Consider the following 16,044-nt stretch of genomic DNA (forward strand, 5'->3'; position numbering starts at 1 on the left):
CTGACGGATGACTCGGAGGAGATCCCCAGATGACCCAGCAGACCGGCGCAACCGTTGCCGCACCCGCGCGCGACCCGAAGTGGTGGACGCTGACGGCCGTCTGCCTCGGCGTGTTCATGCTGCTGCTCGACATCACGATCGTGAACGTCGCGCTGCCCGACATCCAGGGCCAGCTGAACGCGTCGCTGTCCGACCTGCAGTGGGTGATCGATGCCTACGCCCTCAGCCTGGCGGCGCTCCTGCTCACCTCCGGCTCCCTGGCCGACCTGTTCGGCCGGCGCCGGGTCTTCGTGATCGGCCTGGTGATCTTCACCGTCGGCTCGGTGGCCTGTGGTGCCGCCCAGGACATCCTGTTCCTGCAGATCTCGCGTGCCTTCCAGGGCATCGGGGGCGCGGCGATGTTCTCCACCGCGCTCGCCCTGCTGGCCGCGGCGTTCCACGGCAAGGACCGGGGTACGGCGTTCGGTGTCTTCGGCGCGACGACGGGGGTAGCCGTGGCGATCGGCCCGGTGCTCGGTGGCGCGCTGACCAGCGGGCTGTCGTGGCGGTGGATCTTCTTCGTGAACGTGCCCATCTGCCTGGTCGCCATGGCGGTCTCGCTGCGGAAGGTCGTCGAGTCGAAGGACCGGCATGCGGGCCGGCCCGACTGGATCGGCTTCGTCACCTTCTCGATCGCGCTCGGCGCCCTGGTCTACGGCCTGATCGAGGCCGGCAAGGACGGCTGGAGTGAGGGCCGGGTCGTGGCCTCGTTCGTGGCCTCCGCGGTCCTGCTCGTCGTCTTCGTGATCAGCCAGGTCCTCCAGCAGCACCCGATGTTCGACCTCGGCCTGCTGCGCAAGCCGACGTTCACCGGCGGCCTGATCGCGGCGTTCGGCGTCTCTGCCTCGATCTTCTCGCTGCTGACCTACCTGGTGATCTACGTCCAGAACGTGCTGGGCTACTCGGCCGTCGCGACCGGCGTACGGTTCCTGTTCCTGTCCGTGGCGTCCTTCTTCGCCGCCGCTCTGGCCGGCCGGCTCAGTGAGCGTGTGCCCGTGAAGTGGCTGATCGGGCCGGGCTTCATGGTCCTCGGTGTCGGCCTGCTCCTGCTGCTGGGCATCAAGGACGACTCGTCGTGGACCCACCTCATCCCCGGCATGGTGGTCTCCGGAGTCGGCATCGGGATGATCAACCCGCCCCTGGCGTCGACCGCGGTCGGCGTGGTGCCCGTCGCCCGGGCGGGCATGGCGAGCGGTGTGAACTCGACGTTCCGACAGGTCGGCATCGCCACCGGCATCGCGGCTCTGGGCTCGATCTTCAGCCAGCAGGTCGCAGACCAGGTCCGCCCCGATCTCGCGGCCCAGGTGCCTCCTCGTGCCCTGGACGGGCTCACCGCCGCCCTCTCCGGGGGCCAGGTCGAGCCGGCCGCACGGGCGGCCCAGCAGGCCGCGACGGCACAGGGCGGGCCGACGGCCGGCCAGCAGGCCTACGACCTCGTGCACCAGGTCGGTACGTCGGGCGTGGTGACCTCGCTGAACCACATCACCCTGATCTCCGCCGTCGTGGCCTTCGCCGCGGGCGTCCTGTCGCTGGTCCTGATCCGGCAGAAGGACTTCGTCGACCGGTCCGCCCAGGGTGAGGCGCAGGGACAGCCCGACTCGGACGCCGCCGCGGCCCCGCTGGGGTGACGCGGCCCCCTCAGAGCCGGGCGATCAGCCGCATCGCGTCGTGGGGGGCGTACCCCTTCATGTCGTTGTCGAAGTAGACGAGGACGTTCTTGCCCGAGGCTGCCCAGGCGCGGCACCGTGCGGCCCACTGGTCGAGGGCGCGGTCGGTATAGCCGCTGGCGTAGAGCTCCTTGTCGCCGTGCAGGCGGACGTATCGCAGGGGGCCGGTGTCCTCGTCGACCTTCGGCCAGCGGCCGGCGGTGTCGGCGAGCACGGTCGCGACGTCGTGCCGTCGGAGGACCGCTGTCGCCTCGGGGGTCGCGAACGTCGGACTCCGGAACTCGAGCGCGTGGTGGAGCGGGCGCTCCTCCTCGGCGGTGGTGAGCGCGCGGTCGTCCGGCACCTTGTCGTCGTGGCGGTTCGACAGCTCGGCGGCCGCGGTCGTCGTACGGGGCAGACCGGCCAGGAACGCGTCGAGGACGTCGGCGTCGAAGCGGAAGCTCTCCGGCAGCTGCCACAGGATCGGGCCGAGCGTGGGCCCCAAGGCGAGTAGTCCCGAAGCGAAGAAGTTCGCAAGCGGGACCTCTGCGTCCTTGAGACGCTTCAGATGGGTCACGTAGCGAGGGCCCTTGACCGAGAACACGAAGCCGTCCGGCACGGACGCCCGCCAGGCGGCGTACGACGTGGGGCGCTGCAGCGAGTAGAACGAGCCGTTAATCTCGATCGACGTCAGGTGCTCCGCGGCGTACCCGAGCTCGCGCCGCTGCGGGAGGCCGGCCGGGTAGAAGTCGCCACGCCACGCGGGGTAGCGCCAGCCCGAGATGCCGACCCGGACCTGCCCACCACCCACCGGGCGAAGGCTAGGGCACCGCGCTCGAACTCCGCGGCCGTGACTGCACACTCTTGTTTGCACAAGTACCTTTGCAAAGGTATGTTGCGGATATGGCTGCCTCCGAGATCACCCCGTCCGCCGCCGGGCTGCGCGCCCTGTCGCACCCGACCCGGCTCAAGATGCTGATGCTGCTCCGGCTCGAGGGCCCGGCGACGGCGACCCAGCTGGCGCAGCAGCTCAAGCTGAACACCGGCGCCACGTCGTACCACCTCCGCCAGCTGGCCGAGCACGGCTTCATCGAGGAGGACCACGAGCGAGGCAACGCCCGCGACCGGTGGTGGAAGGCGGCTCATGAGAGCACCCGGGCCAACCTCGACTCGCGCAAGGGAAGCGAGGAGGAGGCGGAGAGCACCGAGGCGTACCTGCACTCCGTCGCCCTCGCCTACACCGAGACCCTGATGCAGTTCGCGGGGGAGCACCGGTACCTCCCCGAGCCCTGGCAGAAGGCGTGCACCACCAGCGACTGGCACCTCCGGCTCACGGCGGAGGGTGCCGATCGCCTGGTGAACGCACTCGTCGACGTCATCGAGGAGTACGGCGAGGCCGCCGACGACGAGCCGGCCGCGGGAGTCTTCGTGGTCAACCTCAACGCGTTCCCCCGACCCGGCACCGTCGTCCTCGAGGGCGACGACCGATGAGCCTGCGTCTCACCCGGCCCAGGATGCAGCGGATCCCGCTCTACGGCTGGCTCACCGCCGAGGCGATCTCACTGCTCGGTACCCGGATCTCGATGATCGCGATCCCCTGGCTGGTGCTCACCACCACCGGCTCGCCGACGCAGACCGGTCTGGTGGCCTTCGCCGAGATCGCGCCGATGGTGCTGTTCAAGGCGTGCGGCGGCCCGCTCGTCGACCGGGTCGGCCCGCGCCGGATGGCGATCGGCGCCGACACTCTGTCCTTCCTCGTGGTCGGGCTGATCCCGGTGCTGCACCACGCCGGCGCCCTCGGCTTCCCACTCCTGCTCGGCCTGGTCGCCATCGCGGGTGCGCTCCGCGGACCCGGCGACGCGGCCACCGCGGCCTTGGTCCCCGCGCTCGTCGAGCGGGCCGCCGTGCCCTACGAGCGCGCCACCGGGCTGTCTTCGGCGATCGACCGCGGGGCCACGATGGTCGGAGCCGCCATCGCCGGCGGGCTGGTGGCGACCGTGGGCGCTGCCAACGCCGTGGCCATCGACGCCGTCTCGTTCGGGGTCTGCGCCCTGCTGCTCCTGGTCACGACCCGGAGCCTCGAACCGGCGCGGGTCGAGGCCACCTCGGAGCCGGACCGGCACGAGATGCCCACGTCGTACGCCGCAGAGCTGCGCGACGGCTGGAACGTCCTGCGCCGCGACTCGGTCCTGATGAGCCTGGCCGTGATGGTCGCGGTCACCAACCTGCTCGACCTGGCGTGGTCCGCAGTGCTGCTCCCGGTGTGGGCTCGCGACTCCGGCGCCGGGATCGGCGCGGTCGGCCTGGTGTTCTCGGTGTGGGGCGGTGCCTCGATGCTCGGAGCGCTGGTGGCCGCGGCGTACGGCACGCGGCTGCCGCGCTTCGCGACGTACCTCGTCGCCTACCTGATCACGGGGCTTCCGCGGTTCGTCCTGTTCGCGATCGGCGTTCCGCTGTGGGTGATCCTGGCGATGTGCGTCATCGGCGGAGCGTCGTCCGGCTTCTTGAACCCGGTGCTCGGAGCCGTGACGTTCGAGCGCATCCCGCGCGAGATGGTCGGCCGCGTCACCGCCCTGAACAGCGCCCTGTGCTGGTCGCTGATGCCGTTCGGCGGTGTCCTCGGCGGCCTGCTGATCAGCGGGATGGGTCTGTCTACCGCGATGCTGGTCGTCGGGTTCGCCTACTTCGCCACGACCATGGCACCCGCGCTGATCCCGAGCTTCCGAGGCATGAACCGCCAGTTGCCGGCCACCGTCGAACCGACCCCGTCCCCGCGTGACCCCCTTCAGCTGGTCAGCTGAAAGGTCCCGGCGAGCTCGATGATCCGGTCGTTGGCCTCGGTCTCGCCGATGGAGATCCGGGCACCGTCGCCGGCGAACGGACGCACCACGATCCCCAGCCCGTCGGCGGCCGCGGCGAGGTCGACCGTGCGGTCGCCGGCGGCGAACCAGACGAAGTTGCCCTGTGCGTCCGGAACGGTGAGCCCGACATCGGCCAGGCTCTTGACCACTCGCTCCCGCTCGGCCACGAGGCGCTCGACCCGCTCGAGCAGCTCCGGCTCGGCGCGCAGCGAGGCGATGGCGGCCGCCTGGGCGACGTTCGAGACCCCGAACGGCAGGCTGACCGCGCGCAACGCCGTGGCGATCGGCTGCGGGGCGACGGCGTACCCGACCCGGAACCCGGCCAGGCCGTAGGCCTTGGAGAAGGTCCGGGTGGAGACCACGTTGTCGTGGGCGCGCACCGTCGCGACGCCCTTCACGGGGTCGCTCATCCGCACGAACTCGACGTACGCCTCGTCGACCACGACCAGCACGTGCTCGGGTACGCGCGCGAGGAAGCCGTCGAGCTCGGTCTGCGTCACCGAGGGGCCGGTCGGGTTGTTGGGCGTGCACACCATGACCACCTTGGTGCGGTCCGTGATCGCCGCGGCCATCGCGTCGAGGTCGTGCCGGCCGTCGGGCAGGACCGGTACCTGGACGTTGCGGGCTCCGGCGGCGGTGACCGCGATCGGGTAGGCCTCGAAGCTCCGCCACGCGTAGACGACCTCGTCGCCCGGCTCGCAGAACGCCTGCACCAGCTGGTAGATCAGCGCGACGCTGCCGGTCGCCAGGGCGAGCTGGTCGGTGGCGACGCCGAACCGGTCCGCGAGCGTCTCGTAGAGCGCGGTGTTGCCCATGTCGGGGTAGCGGTTCATCTGCTCGGCCGCCCGGGTCGCGGCCTCGACGACGCCCGGCAGCGGCGGGTACGGGTTCTCGTTGCTGCTCAGCTTGTACGTCGTCAGCCCCTCGCGCGGGAGCGGCGGCTTGCCTGCGACGTACGCCGGGATCTGGGACACGCACGCGCGCGGCTGGGGTGACGTCATGGCGCCAAACCTATCTCCGGCTCGCGCCCCGTCGGGCCCGCCAGGGACGGGCCAGGGGCAGCAGCGCGAGACCGATCGCGACGCCGAGGGCGGCCCCCGAGACGTTGTCGATGATGTCGGTGACGTCGCACGCCCGGTCTATGCGGGCGACGTGCAGCTGGGTCTCCTCGATCCCGAGGGAGTACGCCGCCAGCGCGACCAGCCCGAGCGGCACCAGCAGCCAGCCGGATCGCCACCTGCCGAACGCGAGCACCAGGAAGAGCCCCGCCGGGACGAAGAGCAGGGTGTTCAGCAGCTGCTGGCCGCCGCCGAAGATCCAGAACCCGCCGGGTGCCGGGCCGCCGATGTCCCAGCTGCAGCTGGTCGCGTGCTCGCGGGCGGGGATGTAGCCCAGCCCGTTCTGCGCAGGGACCAGGGTCACGATCGCGATCACGGCGATGCTCCACAGCAGCCCGAACCATGCCACGCCCGCCACCACACCCATCCGGCGCCCGATCCCCAGCCCGATCACCAGGGCGAACAGTCCGGCCACGGCGGCGAACAGCAGCATCCAGCCCGTGCCGCCGATCGAGACCATGGCGACGAGGCTAGGCGGAGTCCGTGACCGACCGTGCGAGGGCGTGTTCAGACGAGCGGGGGCATCACCACCTGGCCGCCCGTCACCAGCGGCAGGTCGCGACCGAGGGTGATGTCGACCGGGTTGGTCAGGCAGCGGATCGAGCCACCGCCCTTGTGGAACTCCGAGACGTCGACCTCGGCGACCTCGAAGTCCCAGTCGGACAGCTGCGCCTTCACCCGCTCCGGCCCGCCGGCGGGCATCACGACCGTGCGGCCGATCACGATCGAGTTCGCGCAGAACGTGGTCAGCGCCTCGTCGTCGGTCAGCACGAGTGGCTCGGGCACCAGCTCGAGGAGGGCAGCCGCTGAGGCATCGTCGAACGCGCCGGGGGCGACCAGCGCCCGGCGCTCGTCGAGCGGGCAGAAGGCCAGGTCGAGGTGGTACATCGCGGGGTGGGTGATCCGCACGCCGCGCACCCGCACGCCGAGGTCGGTGGCCAGGTGCTTGAGCGCCAGCTCCTCGGTCCGCGGACCGAACCCCGCCACGAGCGCGTCGCCCCAGGCGAACACGTCGCCGGCCTCGAGGTGCGCGCCGACGCCCTCGCGCCCGACGTACGACGTGATGCGGCCGCTCCGCTCGAACCACGACTGGGCCGTCGGGGTCTCCATCCGTCGCTCGGTGTACCTCATGTGCGACAGCACGACGTGGCCTCGCAGATCGCCGGAGCCGTCGGGGCGGACGACCCCGAGGCCGAGGTTCATCGCGTAGACCATGTCGGGGGCGTCCGGCCGCTGCGGCACGACCTCGACGGTGGCGCAGAGCCGCTCGATGGTCGAGAGCAGGTCGACCCACTGGGCCCGTGCGCGCCGCGGGTCGGGCTGGTCGGCCGGGTCCATGTAGGGGTTGATCGCGTAGTCGATCCGGAAGTGGTCCGGGCGGACCATCACGTAGCGGCGGCCCCAGCTCAGCTCGGACACGGCGTACCCCTCCCAGGTGAACGACGACCACGGCGCGGGGCGTCTCGACGATGATTGTCAGACAATCTGACAACGAGAGGATAGGGTCAGGAGGAGACGCCGGGCAAGTCCTTGTCAGACAATGGCCGGATGGACCCGGCCGTGAGCTCGACCGACGCCTTCGGATCGCTCAGTCTCGAGCACTCCTCGACCGTCGACCGGGTCGCCGACGAGCTACGGCGTGCGGTGTTCGAGGGCGAGCTCGAGTCCGGGACGCCGCTGCGCGAGGTCGCGCTCGCCGAGTCGCTCGGGGTGTCGCGACCGACCCTGCGCGAGGCGTTGGCCCTGCTGGTGGCCGAGGGTCTGGCGACCCGCGAGCCCAACCGCGGCGTGAGCGTGGCGCGCCCCGACCCGGAGTCGGTGCGTGACGTGTCGACCGCGCGGACGGTGCTCGAGACCGCCGGCATGCGCAACTGGCCGCACGCCTCGGAGGGGGCGCGTGAGGCCGTACGTCGTGCCCTAGGCGACTACGAGCGCGCCGTCGCCCAGGGCGCGTCGTACCAGGAGCTCAACCAGCGACACCTCGTGATCCACCTCAGCCTGGTCGGGCTGACCGGATCGCCGCGGCTGGTCTCGATGGCCGAGTCGATCGTGGCCGAGCTCCGGCTCGCCCTCGCCCAGATCGACCGGGTACGCCGCAACGCTCGCGACCAGGCCGGCAGCCACCACCACCTGCTCGACCTGCTCGAGGCGGGCGACATCGACGCCGCCGTCGCCGAGCTCGGCGAGCATCTGCACGGTGCGGAGGACGCCATCATCGAGCGGCTGGACCTCGGCTGAGCGATCCGCGGGGTGCACACACCTCGCCTATGCTCGGCACGTGCGTTTCGTGACCTGGCTGCTCACCACCGCAGCGGCCGTCGCGGTCGCCACCTGGCTGATCGACGGCATCTACTTCACCGGCAACTGGTCCGGCCAGGAGGAGATCAAGCACAAGCTGCTGCCGCTGCTGCTGGTGTCCCTGATCCTCGGCTTCGTCAGCAACTTCGTGCGGCCGGTCGTCACGTTCTTCTCGATTCCGTTGGTCATCTTCACCCTCGGGCTCTTCCTGCTCGTGATCAACGCCCTGATGCTGATGCTGACCGCGTGGATCGCCGACGGCGTCGGCATCGGCTTCCACGTCGACGGCTTCTGGAACGCCCTGTGGGGCTCGGTCGTGATCACGCTGCTGAACTGGGGCACGGCGTCGCTGGTGAAGGACAAGGACTGAGCTCGCTCCCACGTCCTCGGCAGCCGGGGCGGTACGCCGTCGCGCTGGTCTGCCTCGGCAACATCTGCCGCTCCCCCATGGCGCACGTCGTACTCGAGGACCGGCTCGCCGAGGCGGGCCTGGATGACCGGGTGGTCGTGCACAGCTCGGGCACGGGCGACTGGCACGTCGGCCGGCCGATGGACCAGCGGGCTGCCGCCGTACTCACCGACGCCGGGTACGACGCCAGCCGCCACCGCGCACGGCAGTACGACGAGTCCTGGATGGACGCCCACGACCTCGTCCTGGCGATGGACCACGACAACCTCGCCGACCTCGGCGGCCGCTCGACCCGCGTCGCGCTCTTCCGCGACTTCGACCCCGAGGACGCCGGCGAGGACGTGCCCGACCCCTACTACGGGGGAAGCGATGGCTTCGCCTCGGTGTTGGCGATGGTGGAGCGGACCTCGGACGCCCTCGTCGCGGAGCTGTCCGACCTGCTCCGAGACTGATCCCCGACCCGAGGAGGTTCCGTGCCGAAGGCTCCGTTGCCCGCTGCCGCGCTCGCCCTGCTGCGCGAGCCGAACCCCGCCGTCATCTCGATGGTGATGCCGAGCGGGCATCCGATGTCGGTGGCGACCTGGTACCTCGTCGAGGACGACGGCACGGTGCTGGTGAACATGGACGCCGGCCGCGCCCGGCTGGGGTGGATCGAGCAGCACCCGCACGTCTCGCTCACGGCCCTCAAGGCAGACGAGTGGTACACCCACGTCAGTGTCCGCGGGCCGGTGGTGCGTTGGGAGCACGACGAGGCCGCGGCCCTGACCGACATCGACCGGCTCTCGCGCCACTACGGCGGCGAGGAGTTCCGCAACCGATCGGCGAAGCGGGTCAGCGCGTGGTTCGAGATCACGCACTGGCACGGCTGGGCCGTCGACTGACTCGCCGTACCGCCGGTGTCATCCGGTCGTCCGCCTGAGTGGCTCGTCTAGTGGCCGGCCAAGCGGACGACCCGGATGTGGAGACTGGAGCGGCGTACTACCGTGAGGCCAGCCCGATCGGAGGAGGTGCGATGACGCGTCAGCCGCACATCGCTCGCCGGGCCGAGGAGCTGCTTGGTTCCGCGGTCGCGGCCACGGCCCCCATCGCGGGTGGCGACATCGCCACCGCCACCAAGCTCCGGCTCAGCAGCGGACGCTCGGCGTTCATGAAGACGCTGACCAGCGCCCCGGAGGGCTTCTTCGAGGCCGAGTCGGCCGGGCTGCGATGGCTCGGTGAGGCCGGCGGCGTCCGGGTGCCCGAGGTGCTCGCGGTCGAGGCCGACTGCCTGATCCTGGAGTGGGTCGAGCCCGGGAAGCTCACCACGGAGGCGGCCAGCGACTTCGGCCGCGCGCTGGCGAGGACGCACGACGCGAAGGCGCCGACGTACGGAATGGATCGCGAGGGCTTCATCGGCCGGTTGCCCCTGCCCAACAAGAGCTCGCCGACGTGGGCGGAGTTCTACGCGACGAAGCGGGTCCTGCCCTACCTCAAGCTGGCTCGCGACCGCGGCGCCATCACCCCCGAGGGCGCCGAGGTGGTCGAGGGGATCGTCGGCCGCTTCCCCGCCCTGGTCCCCGAGGAGGGGCCTCGCCGGATCCACGGCGACCTCTGGAACGGCAACGTCATCTGGACCCACGACGCCGGCTGCTGCGTGATCGACCCGGCCGCGCACGGCGGGCATCGCGAGACCGACCTGGCGATGCTGACGCTCTTCGGGCTGCCGCACCTGCCTCGGGTCATCCAGGCCTACGAGGAGGTCTCACCGCTCGCCGACGACTGGACCGACCGCGTCGGCATCCACCAGCTCCACCCACTGCTCGTCCACGCCTGCCTGTTCGGCGGCGGGTACGGCGCGCGCGCCGCGGACGTGGCGGGTCGCTATGCGTGACCACGGCCCGACGACTGCCTCGCTTCTCAGGCGTGGCTCAGGACGACTTGGCACAGTGAGACCGTGACACCGCCAGCCGCGTCGACCCCTGCGAGCACCAAGCCGCACGTGCTCGTCGTCGACGACGACAAGGCCGTGCGCGAGTCGCTGCGCCGCAGCCTGGAGTTCAACGGGTACGCCGTGTCGCTCGCCGCCGACGGCGCCGAGGCGCTGGCCGGCATCGGCGGCCTGGCCCAGGGGCAGGGCCCCGACGTCGTCGTGATGGACGTGATGATGCCGCGGCTCGACGGCATCGAGACCACCAAGTCGCTGCGCAAGGCCGGCAACGACGTCCCGATCCTCGTGCTCACCGCTCGCGACGCGATCGGCGACCGGGTCGAGGGACTCGACGCCGGCGCCGACGACTACCTCACCAAGCCGTTCGCGCTCCAGGAGCTGCTCGCCCGACTGCGGGCCCTGCTGCGGCGCGTCGTACCCACCGACGGTGACGAGACCGAGGTGCTCACCTTCGCCGACCTGTCGATGGACCTCGCGACGCGCGACGTACGCCGTGCGGCTCGGGCCATGGAGCTGACGCGCACGGAGTTCACCCTGCTCGAGATGTTCCTGCGCCGGCCACGGCGCGTGCTCGAGCGGTCCTTCATCCTGGAGGAGGTCTGGGGCTATGACTTCCCCACGACCGCCAACTCGTTGGAGGTGTACGTCGGGTACCTCCGCCGCAAGACCGAGGCCGAGGGTGAGTCAAGGCTGATCCACACCGTCCGCGGCGTCGGCTACGTCTTGAAGGAGTCGTGATGGATCCGGCGACCCGGGTTCCGCCCGGCTCGTCGGTGCCCGACCAGCCGCGCTGGCACTACCGGCGGTCGCTGGCGAGCCGGGTGATCCTGATGACCACGCTGGCGGTCTGCTTCGCGGTCGCGCTGGTGTCCTTGGGCGCCTACGTCACCGTGAAGATGTCGTTGGAGAACTCCCTCGACGACTCCCTGCTCGACCGCGCCCACGAGACGGCTGCGAGTGCGCCCCTGGAGGCGGTGCAGAGCCAGCAGATCCCGACGTACGCCGCCGGCGTGGCCGACGTCCGGCTCTTCGTCCTGGCGGCGGACGGCCACGCCATCACGACCAGCAAGGACAACACCTCGGTCCCCCTCGGACAGCCGGAGATCGCCGTGGCGAACGGTGACAGTGCCAAGAGCGTGCGGACGGTCGCCGAGGACGGGCGCGACTACCGCGTGGTCGCGGTCCCCTTCCGGGAGCAGGGCTTCGCGGTCGTCCTCGTGCAGAACATGGCGACCCAGGAGCGGGTCCTGAAGCGGCTGGGCGCCGTCATGCTGCTGTTCGGCCTGGCCGGGGTGATCGGGGCCGCCGCCGCCGGCTGGGCGGTGGCGCGTAACGGTCTGCGTCCGGTACGCCGGCTCACCCGCAACGTCGAGCGCATCGCCCGCACCGAGGACCTGCAGCCGCTCCCGGTCGAGGGCGACGACGAGATCGCGCGTCTCGCGACGGCGTTCAACGACATGCTGGTCGCCCTCTCGGCGTCCCGAGCCCGACAGCGTCGGCTCGTCGCGGACGCGGGGCACGAGCTGCGGACGCCGTTGACCTCGCTCCGCACCAACCTCGACCTGCTCCTCCAGGCCGACGCAGACGGCGGGCTCGACGACTCCGCGCGTCGCGAGCTCCTCGACGACGTACGCGGCCAGATCGAGGAGATGTCCGCCCTGGTGGGCGACCTGGTCGAGCTGGCCCGAGACGAGCCGCTGCGGCCCGTGGTCGAGCAGGTCGACCTGGCCGAGGTCGTCGACCGGGCCGTGTCCCGGGCCCGTCGGCGGGGCACCAGCCTGAGCTTCGACGTGCACACCGAGCCCTGGTGGGTGACGGGCGAGTCGGCGTCGCTCGAACGCGCGGTGACCAACCTGCTCGACAACGCGGTGAAGTGGAGTCCGCCCGGCGGCACGGTGCGCATCCGGCTCAACCACGGGACCCTGACCGTCGACGACGAGGGGCCGGGCATCGACCCGGCCGACCGCGACCAGGTCTTCGATCGCTTCTACCGCTCCCAGGAGTCGCGCTCGATGCCGGGCTCCGGACTCGGCCTGTCGATCGTCCGTCAGGTCATCGAGCGCCACTCGGGAAACGTCCGCGTCGACGAGACCGACCAGGGCGGCACCCGGATGGTGCTGCAGGTCCCCGGCGCTCCGCTCCTCGTCTCCTGACCCTGAGAGATCGCGTCAGGCGTGGGTGAGCAGGACCGTGAGTGCCACGAGCGGGACGGCCCACGACAGCGACCGCAGCACACTCTCCAGGGGCGCGAGCAGCGCAGCGCGGTCCAGCGGCACGAGTACGCCGTCGGCCCGTTGCACGCTGCCCGCGACTGACGTCGTACGACGGCGAAGGTCACGGGCCGGGGTGCTCAACCGGCGTTGAGCATGGGTGAGGGCGATGGCGGCGCAGGTGGCCGCGGCCGCCGAGACTCCCCGGGGGCTGCCGGCCCCCGGGTCTTGGGCGAGGTACCCGACCACCACCGGGAACCCGCCCCACCCGAGCCCGAAGGTGAGGTCGTTGTGCAGCCGACCGCCGGCCAGCTCGAGGTTGTAGCCCACGACGAGCGCGACCCCGACCGGCATGGCCGCGGCCAGCAGCCAGTTGGTGTCGTGCCACCAGAACGCGCCGTAGACACCCAGCGCCACCGCGACCACCAGCGCCACCGTGGCGACGAGCACCAGAGAACGGTCGTCGAAGTCGGTCCCGAGCGGATGTCCCTTCCGCTCGTCCAGTGCATGGGCGGCGACGCCGACGGCGAGGAAGAACGCCAGGACCGTCAGCAGGAGCGCCGTCCACGAGAGACGGGGCGCGAGCGCCGCGCCCAGCACGGCGTAGCTGAGGTGCCAGAGCGTGTACGGCGGGTGGAGGAGGGTCCAGCAGTCGGCCAGCCGACCACCCCGGCGCGCGTAGTACGCCGGGGACTCAGCCACTCGTTCGCCGCCCACGCATGACGAGCCCTCCGCCCAGGCTCATCGTCCGCGTCCGCACGTCATCGAACCCCGCCTCGTGCCACATCGCGACGTGCCGCTCGACCGGGTACCGGCGGTAGTGGTCCTCGATCGAAGGCCCGAGGAACCGGCCGACGTGCGCCCACTCGCGACCGCCCGTCAGGTAGCCGGCGCCGGGCAGGACCACGCGGGTGTACAGCCTCCACGCCGGCAGCCACACCGGAGGCGGGGGTACGGCGAACTCCAGGCTCGCCACTGCCCCGCCGGGGCGCACCACCCGGGCGAGCTCGCGCAGGACGGCGGCCGGGTCGGCCACGTAGCGGAGGAGGTAGGTGAAGGTGAGGGCGTCGAAGGTCGCGTCGGGGAACGGCAGCTGCTCGGCCCGCGCCACGGCGAACCGCACCCGTCGTTCTCCGGCCGCGGCGACCCTGTCCTGCCCGCGGCGCACCATCTGCTCGGTGAGATCAACACCGGTGATGTCGGCGTCGGTGCTGCCCGCCAGCATCAGCGCCACCCCGGCGGTGCCGGTGGCGACGTCGAGCACGGTGCGTGGCCGCCCTTCGGCCACGGCGTCCACCATGGCCCGTCGCCAACGGCGGTTCTGCCCGAACGAGAGCAGCTCCTCGAGCGCGTCGTAGCGCGCCGGAAGCCCGTCGAAGAGGTCGCGGGCGAAGGCGTTGGGCTCCCGACGCGACCTGCGCACCTCCGCGTCCCACCGTCGTCCCATGGCACCTCCGCGCCCACCGTAACCGGCCGCCCTGACCGCGATCGCGCCAGGCCGGGCTAGGGCTCGGGCTAGGGCTAGGGCTAGGGCTCGAAGCGGTAGCCCATGCCGGGCTCGGTGATCAGGTGGCGGGGTCGGGAGGGGTCGTCCTCGAGCTTCTTGCGGAGCCCTCCGACGTACACCCGCAGGTAGTTGGTCTCGCGGTCGTACGTCGGGCCCCATACCTCGTGCAGGAGGTCCCGCTGGCTGACCAGCCGCCCGGGTGTCCGCACCAGCATCTCCAGCAGCCCCCACTCCGTCGGGGTCAGCCGGACCACCGAGCCGGACCTGGTGACTCGCCGCGCCGGCAGATCGATCACCAGGTCGCCTGCCTCGAGCACCGGGACGTCGGAGCCCGCACGTCGCGCCGAGGCCCGGACCCGTGCGAGCAGCTCCTCCATCCCGAACGGCTTGGTCACGTAGTCATCGGCACCGAGGTCGAGCGCCTGCACCTTCTCGGTCGACTCGGCCCGTGCCGACAGCACGACGACCGGGATCGTGCTCCAGGCCCGCAGCCGACGCAGCACCTCCACACCCGACAGGTCCGGCAGACCGAGGTCGAGCACCACGATGTCGGGCTTGTCCTCGCGCAGGGCCTGCAGAGCCGAGCGACCGTCGGCGGCGATCAGCACCTCGTGGCCCTCGGCTCGCAGCCCGATCCCCAGCGTCCTGCGCAGGGTCGCGTCGTCGTCGACCAGCAGGACCTTCATGAGGCCGAACCAGGGAGGTCGAGCACCATCGTGAGCCCGCCGCCGGGCGTGTCCGTCGCATCGAGGGTCCCGCCCAGTGCCTCGGTCAGGCCGCGTGCGACCGCCAGGCCGAGACCGACGCCGGTGCCGACGTCGCCCTGCCGCTGGAACGGCTCGAAGATCCGGCTACGCAGCGCCGGGTCGACGCCGGGGCCGTGGTCGACGACCCGCAGCCCGACCCGTCTCCCGCGGGTGTCGCCGAGGACCTCGACGACATCGCTGTAGCGCAGGGCGTTCGCAACCAGGTTGGCGACCACACGCTCGAGGAGCCCGGCGTCGACGTACGCCGAGGGGAGCTCGCGGACGTCCACGCGGTCCGCGCCCTCAAGACCGATCAGCGCGCGGCGTACGACCTCACCGAGGGGTACGTCGTCGGCGATCGGGCGTACGGCCCCCGTCTCGAGCCTGCTCATGTCGAGCAGGTCGCTGACCATCGTGCTGAGCCGCGCGATCGACGACTCCATGGCGTCGAGCAGCTCGCGGCGTTCGGCCTCGTCGAGCCGGTGGTCGTGGGTCTGCAGGGTCTCGGTCGCCGAGCGCAGTCCGGCCAGCGGCGTGCGCAGGTCGTGCGAGACGGCGGCGAGGAGCGCGGTCCGGGTCCGGTTGCCGGCCTCGAGCTGCTGGGCGGCCATGGACTGCCGCGCCAGCTCCTCGCGCTCGCGCAGCACCCCGACGTGCGTGGCGAACGCCGCGGCCACCGACCGTTCGCGCGGACCCAGCGAGGCACCCTCGAGGACCAGCCAGCCGCCTGCCCCGGCCGGGACGACCACGGAGGTTGCGACGCCGGTCGGTTCCTCGGTCACGAGCTGGGCGGCCCGCGCCCCGAACGTGTCACGCGCCAGGTCGAGCAGCCGCGGAACGTCGTACGCACCGCCGAGGACCTGGCGGTTGAGCATCGTCAGGGTCCCGGCCTCGCGCTCGGCCGCTCGCGCATCGGCACGACGGCGGGCCGCCGCGTCCACCACCGACGACACCGCCACCGCCGTGAGCGCGAAGACCAGCAGCGCGCACAGGTCGGACCCGGACTCGACGTCGAGGGTGTGCAGGGGCGGGATGAAGAAGTAGTTGAGCAGCAGCGCGCCGGCGACCGCGGCCACGACCGCGGGCCATCGCCCGCCGACGATCGCCACCAGCACCGCGAGGCTCAAGAACAGCATCGTGGCCAGCGAGATGCGCGACGACCCCGAGCCGACGTGGACCAGGACGACGGTGAGAACCGACAGCCCGGCCGCGGCCAGGCACCAGCCGAGAGCGGCGCGGCGGGGGCTGAGCCGGCCGGGGTCGGGGCTGTCCACGGGCCCAGT

18 protein-coding genes are annotated in these 16,044 nt (G+C 71.6%); 10 read left to right on the forward strand and 8 right to left on the reverse strand.

The window, feature by feature from the left end; genetic code table 11:
* The first annotated feature begins 29 nt into the window (after positions 1 to 29).
* Entirely contained in the window at positions 30 to 1,667 is a 1,638-nt protein-coding gene (locus tag VGJ24_RS04895) for an MFS transporter (RefSeq protein WP_331499378.1), read from the forward strand.
* Positions 1,668 to 1,677: 10 nt separating this feature from the next.
* On the opposite strand, the gene VGJ24_RS04900 is transcribed toward VGJ24_RS04895, so the two are convergent.
* Complete coding sequence (locus VGJ24_RS04900; RefSeq protein WP_331499379.1) at positions 1,678 to 2,496, reverse strand: DUF72 domain-containing protein; 819 nt, start codon at positions 2,494 to 2,496, stop codon at positions 1,678 to 1,680.
* A gap of 92 nt (positions 2,497 to 2,588) precedes the next feature.
* Here VGJ24_RS04900 and VGJ24_RS04905 point away from each other — a divergent pair, with 92 nt between their 5' ends.
* Positions 2,589 to 3,176: a helix-turn-helix domain-containing protein gene (locus VGJ24_RS04905; protein WP_331499380.1), complete on the forward strand. Its 588-nt coding sequence runs from the start codon at positions 2,589 to 2,591 to the stop codon at positions 3,174 to 3,176.
* Positions 3,173 to 4,486, forward strand: a complete 1,314-nt coding sequence (locus VGJ24_RS04910) for an MFS transporter (RefSeq protein ID WP_331499381.1) — start codon at positions 3,173 to 3,175, stop codon at positions 4,484 to 4,486. The genes VGJ24_RS04905 and VGJ24_RS04910 overlap by 4 nt, the downstream gene beginning before the upstream one ends.
* Here VGJ24_RS04910 and hisC read toward each other — a convergent pair.
* The 3 genes from hisC to VGJ24_RS04925 are packed head-to-tail and all read right to left on the reverse strand — an operon-like array spanning position 4,471 to position 7,083.
* Positions 4,471 to 5,547, reverse strand: a complete 1,077-nt coding sequence (gene hisC / locus VGJ24_RS04915) for a histidinol-phosphate transaminase (protein WP_331499382.1) — start codon at positions 5,545 to 5,547, stop codon at positions 4,471 to 4,473. The two genes, VGJ24_RS04910 and hisC, sit on opposite strands and share 16 nt — an antisense overlap.
* A gap of 10 nt (positions 5,548 to 5,557) precedes the next feature.
* Complete coding sequence (locus VGJ24_RS04920) at positions 5,558 to 6,124, reverse strand: VanZ family protein (protein WP_331499383.1); 567 nt, start codon at positions 6,122 to 6,124, stop codon at positions 5,558 to 5,560.
* 47 nt (positions 6,125 to 6,171) lie between these two features.
* Positions 6,172 to 7,083: a dimethylarginine dimethylaminohydrolase family protein gene (locus VGJ24_RS04925; protein WP_331499384.1), complete on the reverse strand. Its 912-nt coding sequence runs from the start codon at positions 7,081 to 7,083 to the stop codon at positions 6,172 to 6,174.
* Positions 7,084 to 7,212: 129 nt separating this feature from the next.
* Here VGJ24_RS04925 and VGJ24_RS04930 point away from each other — a divergent pair, with 129 nt between their 5' ends.
* The 7 genes from VGJ24_RS04930 to VGJ24_RS04960 all read left to right on the forward strand — a co-directional run bounded on the left by VGJ24_RS04930 (position 7,213) and on the right by VGJ24_RS04960 (position 12,451).
* Positions 7,213 to 7,902 (forward strand): GntR family transcriptional regulator, encoded by a 690-nt coding sequence (locus VGJ24_RS04930; RefSeq protein WP_331499385.1) that lies wholly within the window; start codon positions 7,213 to 7,215, stop codon positions 7,900 to 7,902.
* A gap of 40 nt (positions 7,903 to 7,942) precedes the next feature.
* On the forward strand, positions 7,943 to 8,332 hold the full coding sequence (locus VGJ24_RS04935) for a phage holin family protein (RefSeq protein ID WP_331499386.1): 390 nt from the start codon (positions 7,943 to 7,945) through the stop codon (positions 8,330 to 8,332).
* A gap of 44 nt (positions 8,333 to 8,376) precedes the next feature.
* Complete coding sequence (locus VGJ24_RS04940) at positions 8,377 to 8,823, forward strand: low molecular weight protein-tyrosine-phosphatase (RefSeq protein ID WP_331499396.1); 447 nt, start codon at positions 8,377 to 8,379, stop codon at positions 8,821 to 8,823.
* A 21-nt stretch (positions 8,824 to 8,844) separates the two neighbouring features.
* The gene (locus VGJ24_RS04945; protein WP_331499387.1) at positions 8,845 to 9,252 is read left to right on the forward strand and encodes a pyridoxamine 5'-phosphate oxidase family protein; all 408 of its coding nucleotides are present in this window, start codon (positions 8,845 to 8,847) and stop codon (positions 9,250 to 9,252) included.
* 131 nt (positions 9,253 to 9,383) lie between these two features.
* The gene (locus tag VGJ24_RS04950; RefSeq protein WP_331499388.1) at positions 9,384 to 10,241 is read left to right on the forward strand and encodes a fructosamine kinase family protein; all 858 of its coding nucleotides are present in this window, start codon (positions 9,384 to 9,386) and stop codon (positions 10,239 to 10,241) included.
* A 63-nt stretch (positions 10,242 to 10,304) separates the two neighbouring features.
* A complete protein-coding gene (locus VGJ24_RS04955; RefSeq protein WP_331499389.1) occupies positions 10,305 to 11,036 on the forward strand; it encodes a response regulator transcription factor in 732 nt (243 codons plus the stop codon).
* The gene (locus VGJ24_RS04960; protein ID WP_331499390.1) at positions 11,036 to 12,451 is read left to right on the forward strand and encodes a HAMP domain-containing sensor histidine kinase; all 1,416 of its coding nucleotides are present in this window, start codon (positions 11,036 to 11,038) and stop codon (positions 12,449 to 12,451) included. Before VGJ24_RS04955 ends, VGJ24_RS04960 begins: the two co-directional genes overlap by 1 nt.
* Before the next feature lie 15 nt (positions 12,452 to 12,466).
* On the opposite strand, the gene VGJ24_RS04965 is transcribed toward VGJ24_RS04960, so the two are convergent.
* The 4 genes from VGJ24_RS04965 to VGJ24_RS04980 all read right to left on the reverse strand — a co-directional run.
* Positions 12,467 to 13,210, reverse strand: coding sequence for a hypothetical protein (locus VGJ24_RS04965; RefSeq protein WP_331499391.1), 744 nt, complete (start codon positions 13,208 to 13,210; stop codon positions 12,467 to 12,469).
* Positions 13,203 to 13,955, reverse strand: coding sequence for a class I SAM-dependent methyltransferase (locus VGJ24_RS04970; RefSeq protein ID WP_331499392.1), 753 nt, complete (start codon positions 13,953 to 13,955; stop codon positions 13,203 to 13,205). Before VGJ24_RS04970 ends, VGJ24_RS04965 begins: the two co-directional genes overlap by 8 nt.
* Before the next feature lie 80 nt (positions 13,956 to 14,035).
* Entirely contained in the window at positions 14,036 to 14,701 is a 666-nt protein-coding gene (locus tag VGJ24_RS04975) for a response regulator transcription factor (RefSeq protein WP_331499393.1), read from the reverse strand.
* Positions 14,698 to 16,044, reverse strand: a 1,347-nt coding sequence (locus VGJ24_RS04980; protein ID WP_331499394.1) for a sensor histidine kinase, incomplete at its 5' end; no start/stop codon positions are given. The genes VGJ24_RS04975 and VGJ24_RS04980, both read right to left, overlap by 4 nt.

Source organism: Nocardioides sp. (genome assembly GCF_036493135.1).
Classification (GTDB): Bacteria; Actinomycetota; Actinomycetes; order Propionibacteriales; family Nocardioidaceae; genus Nocardioides.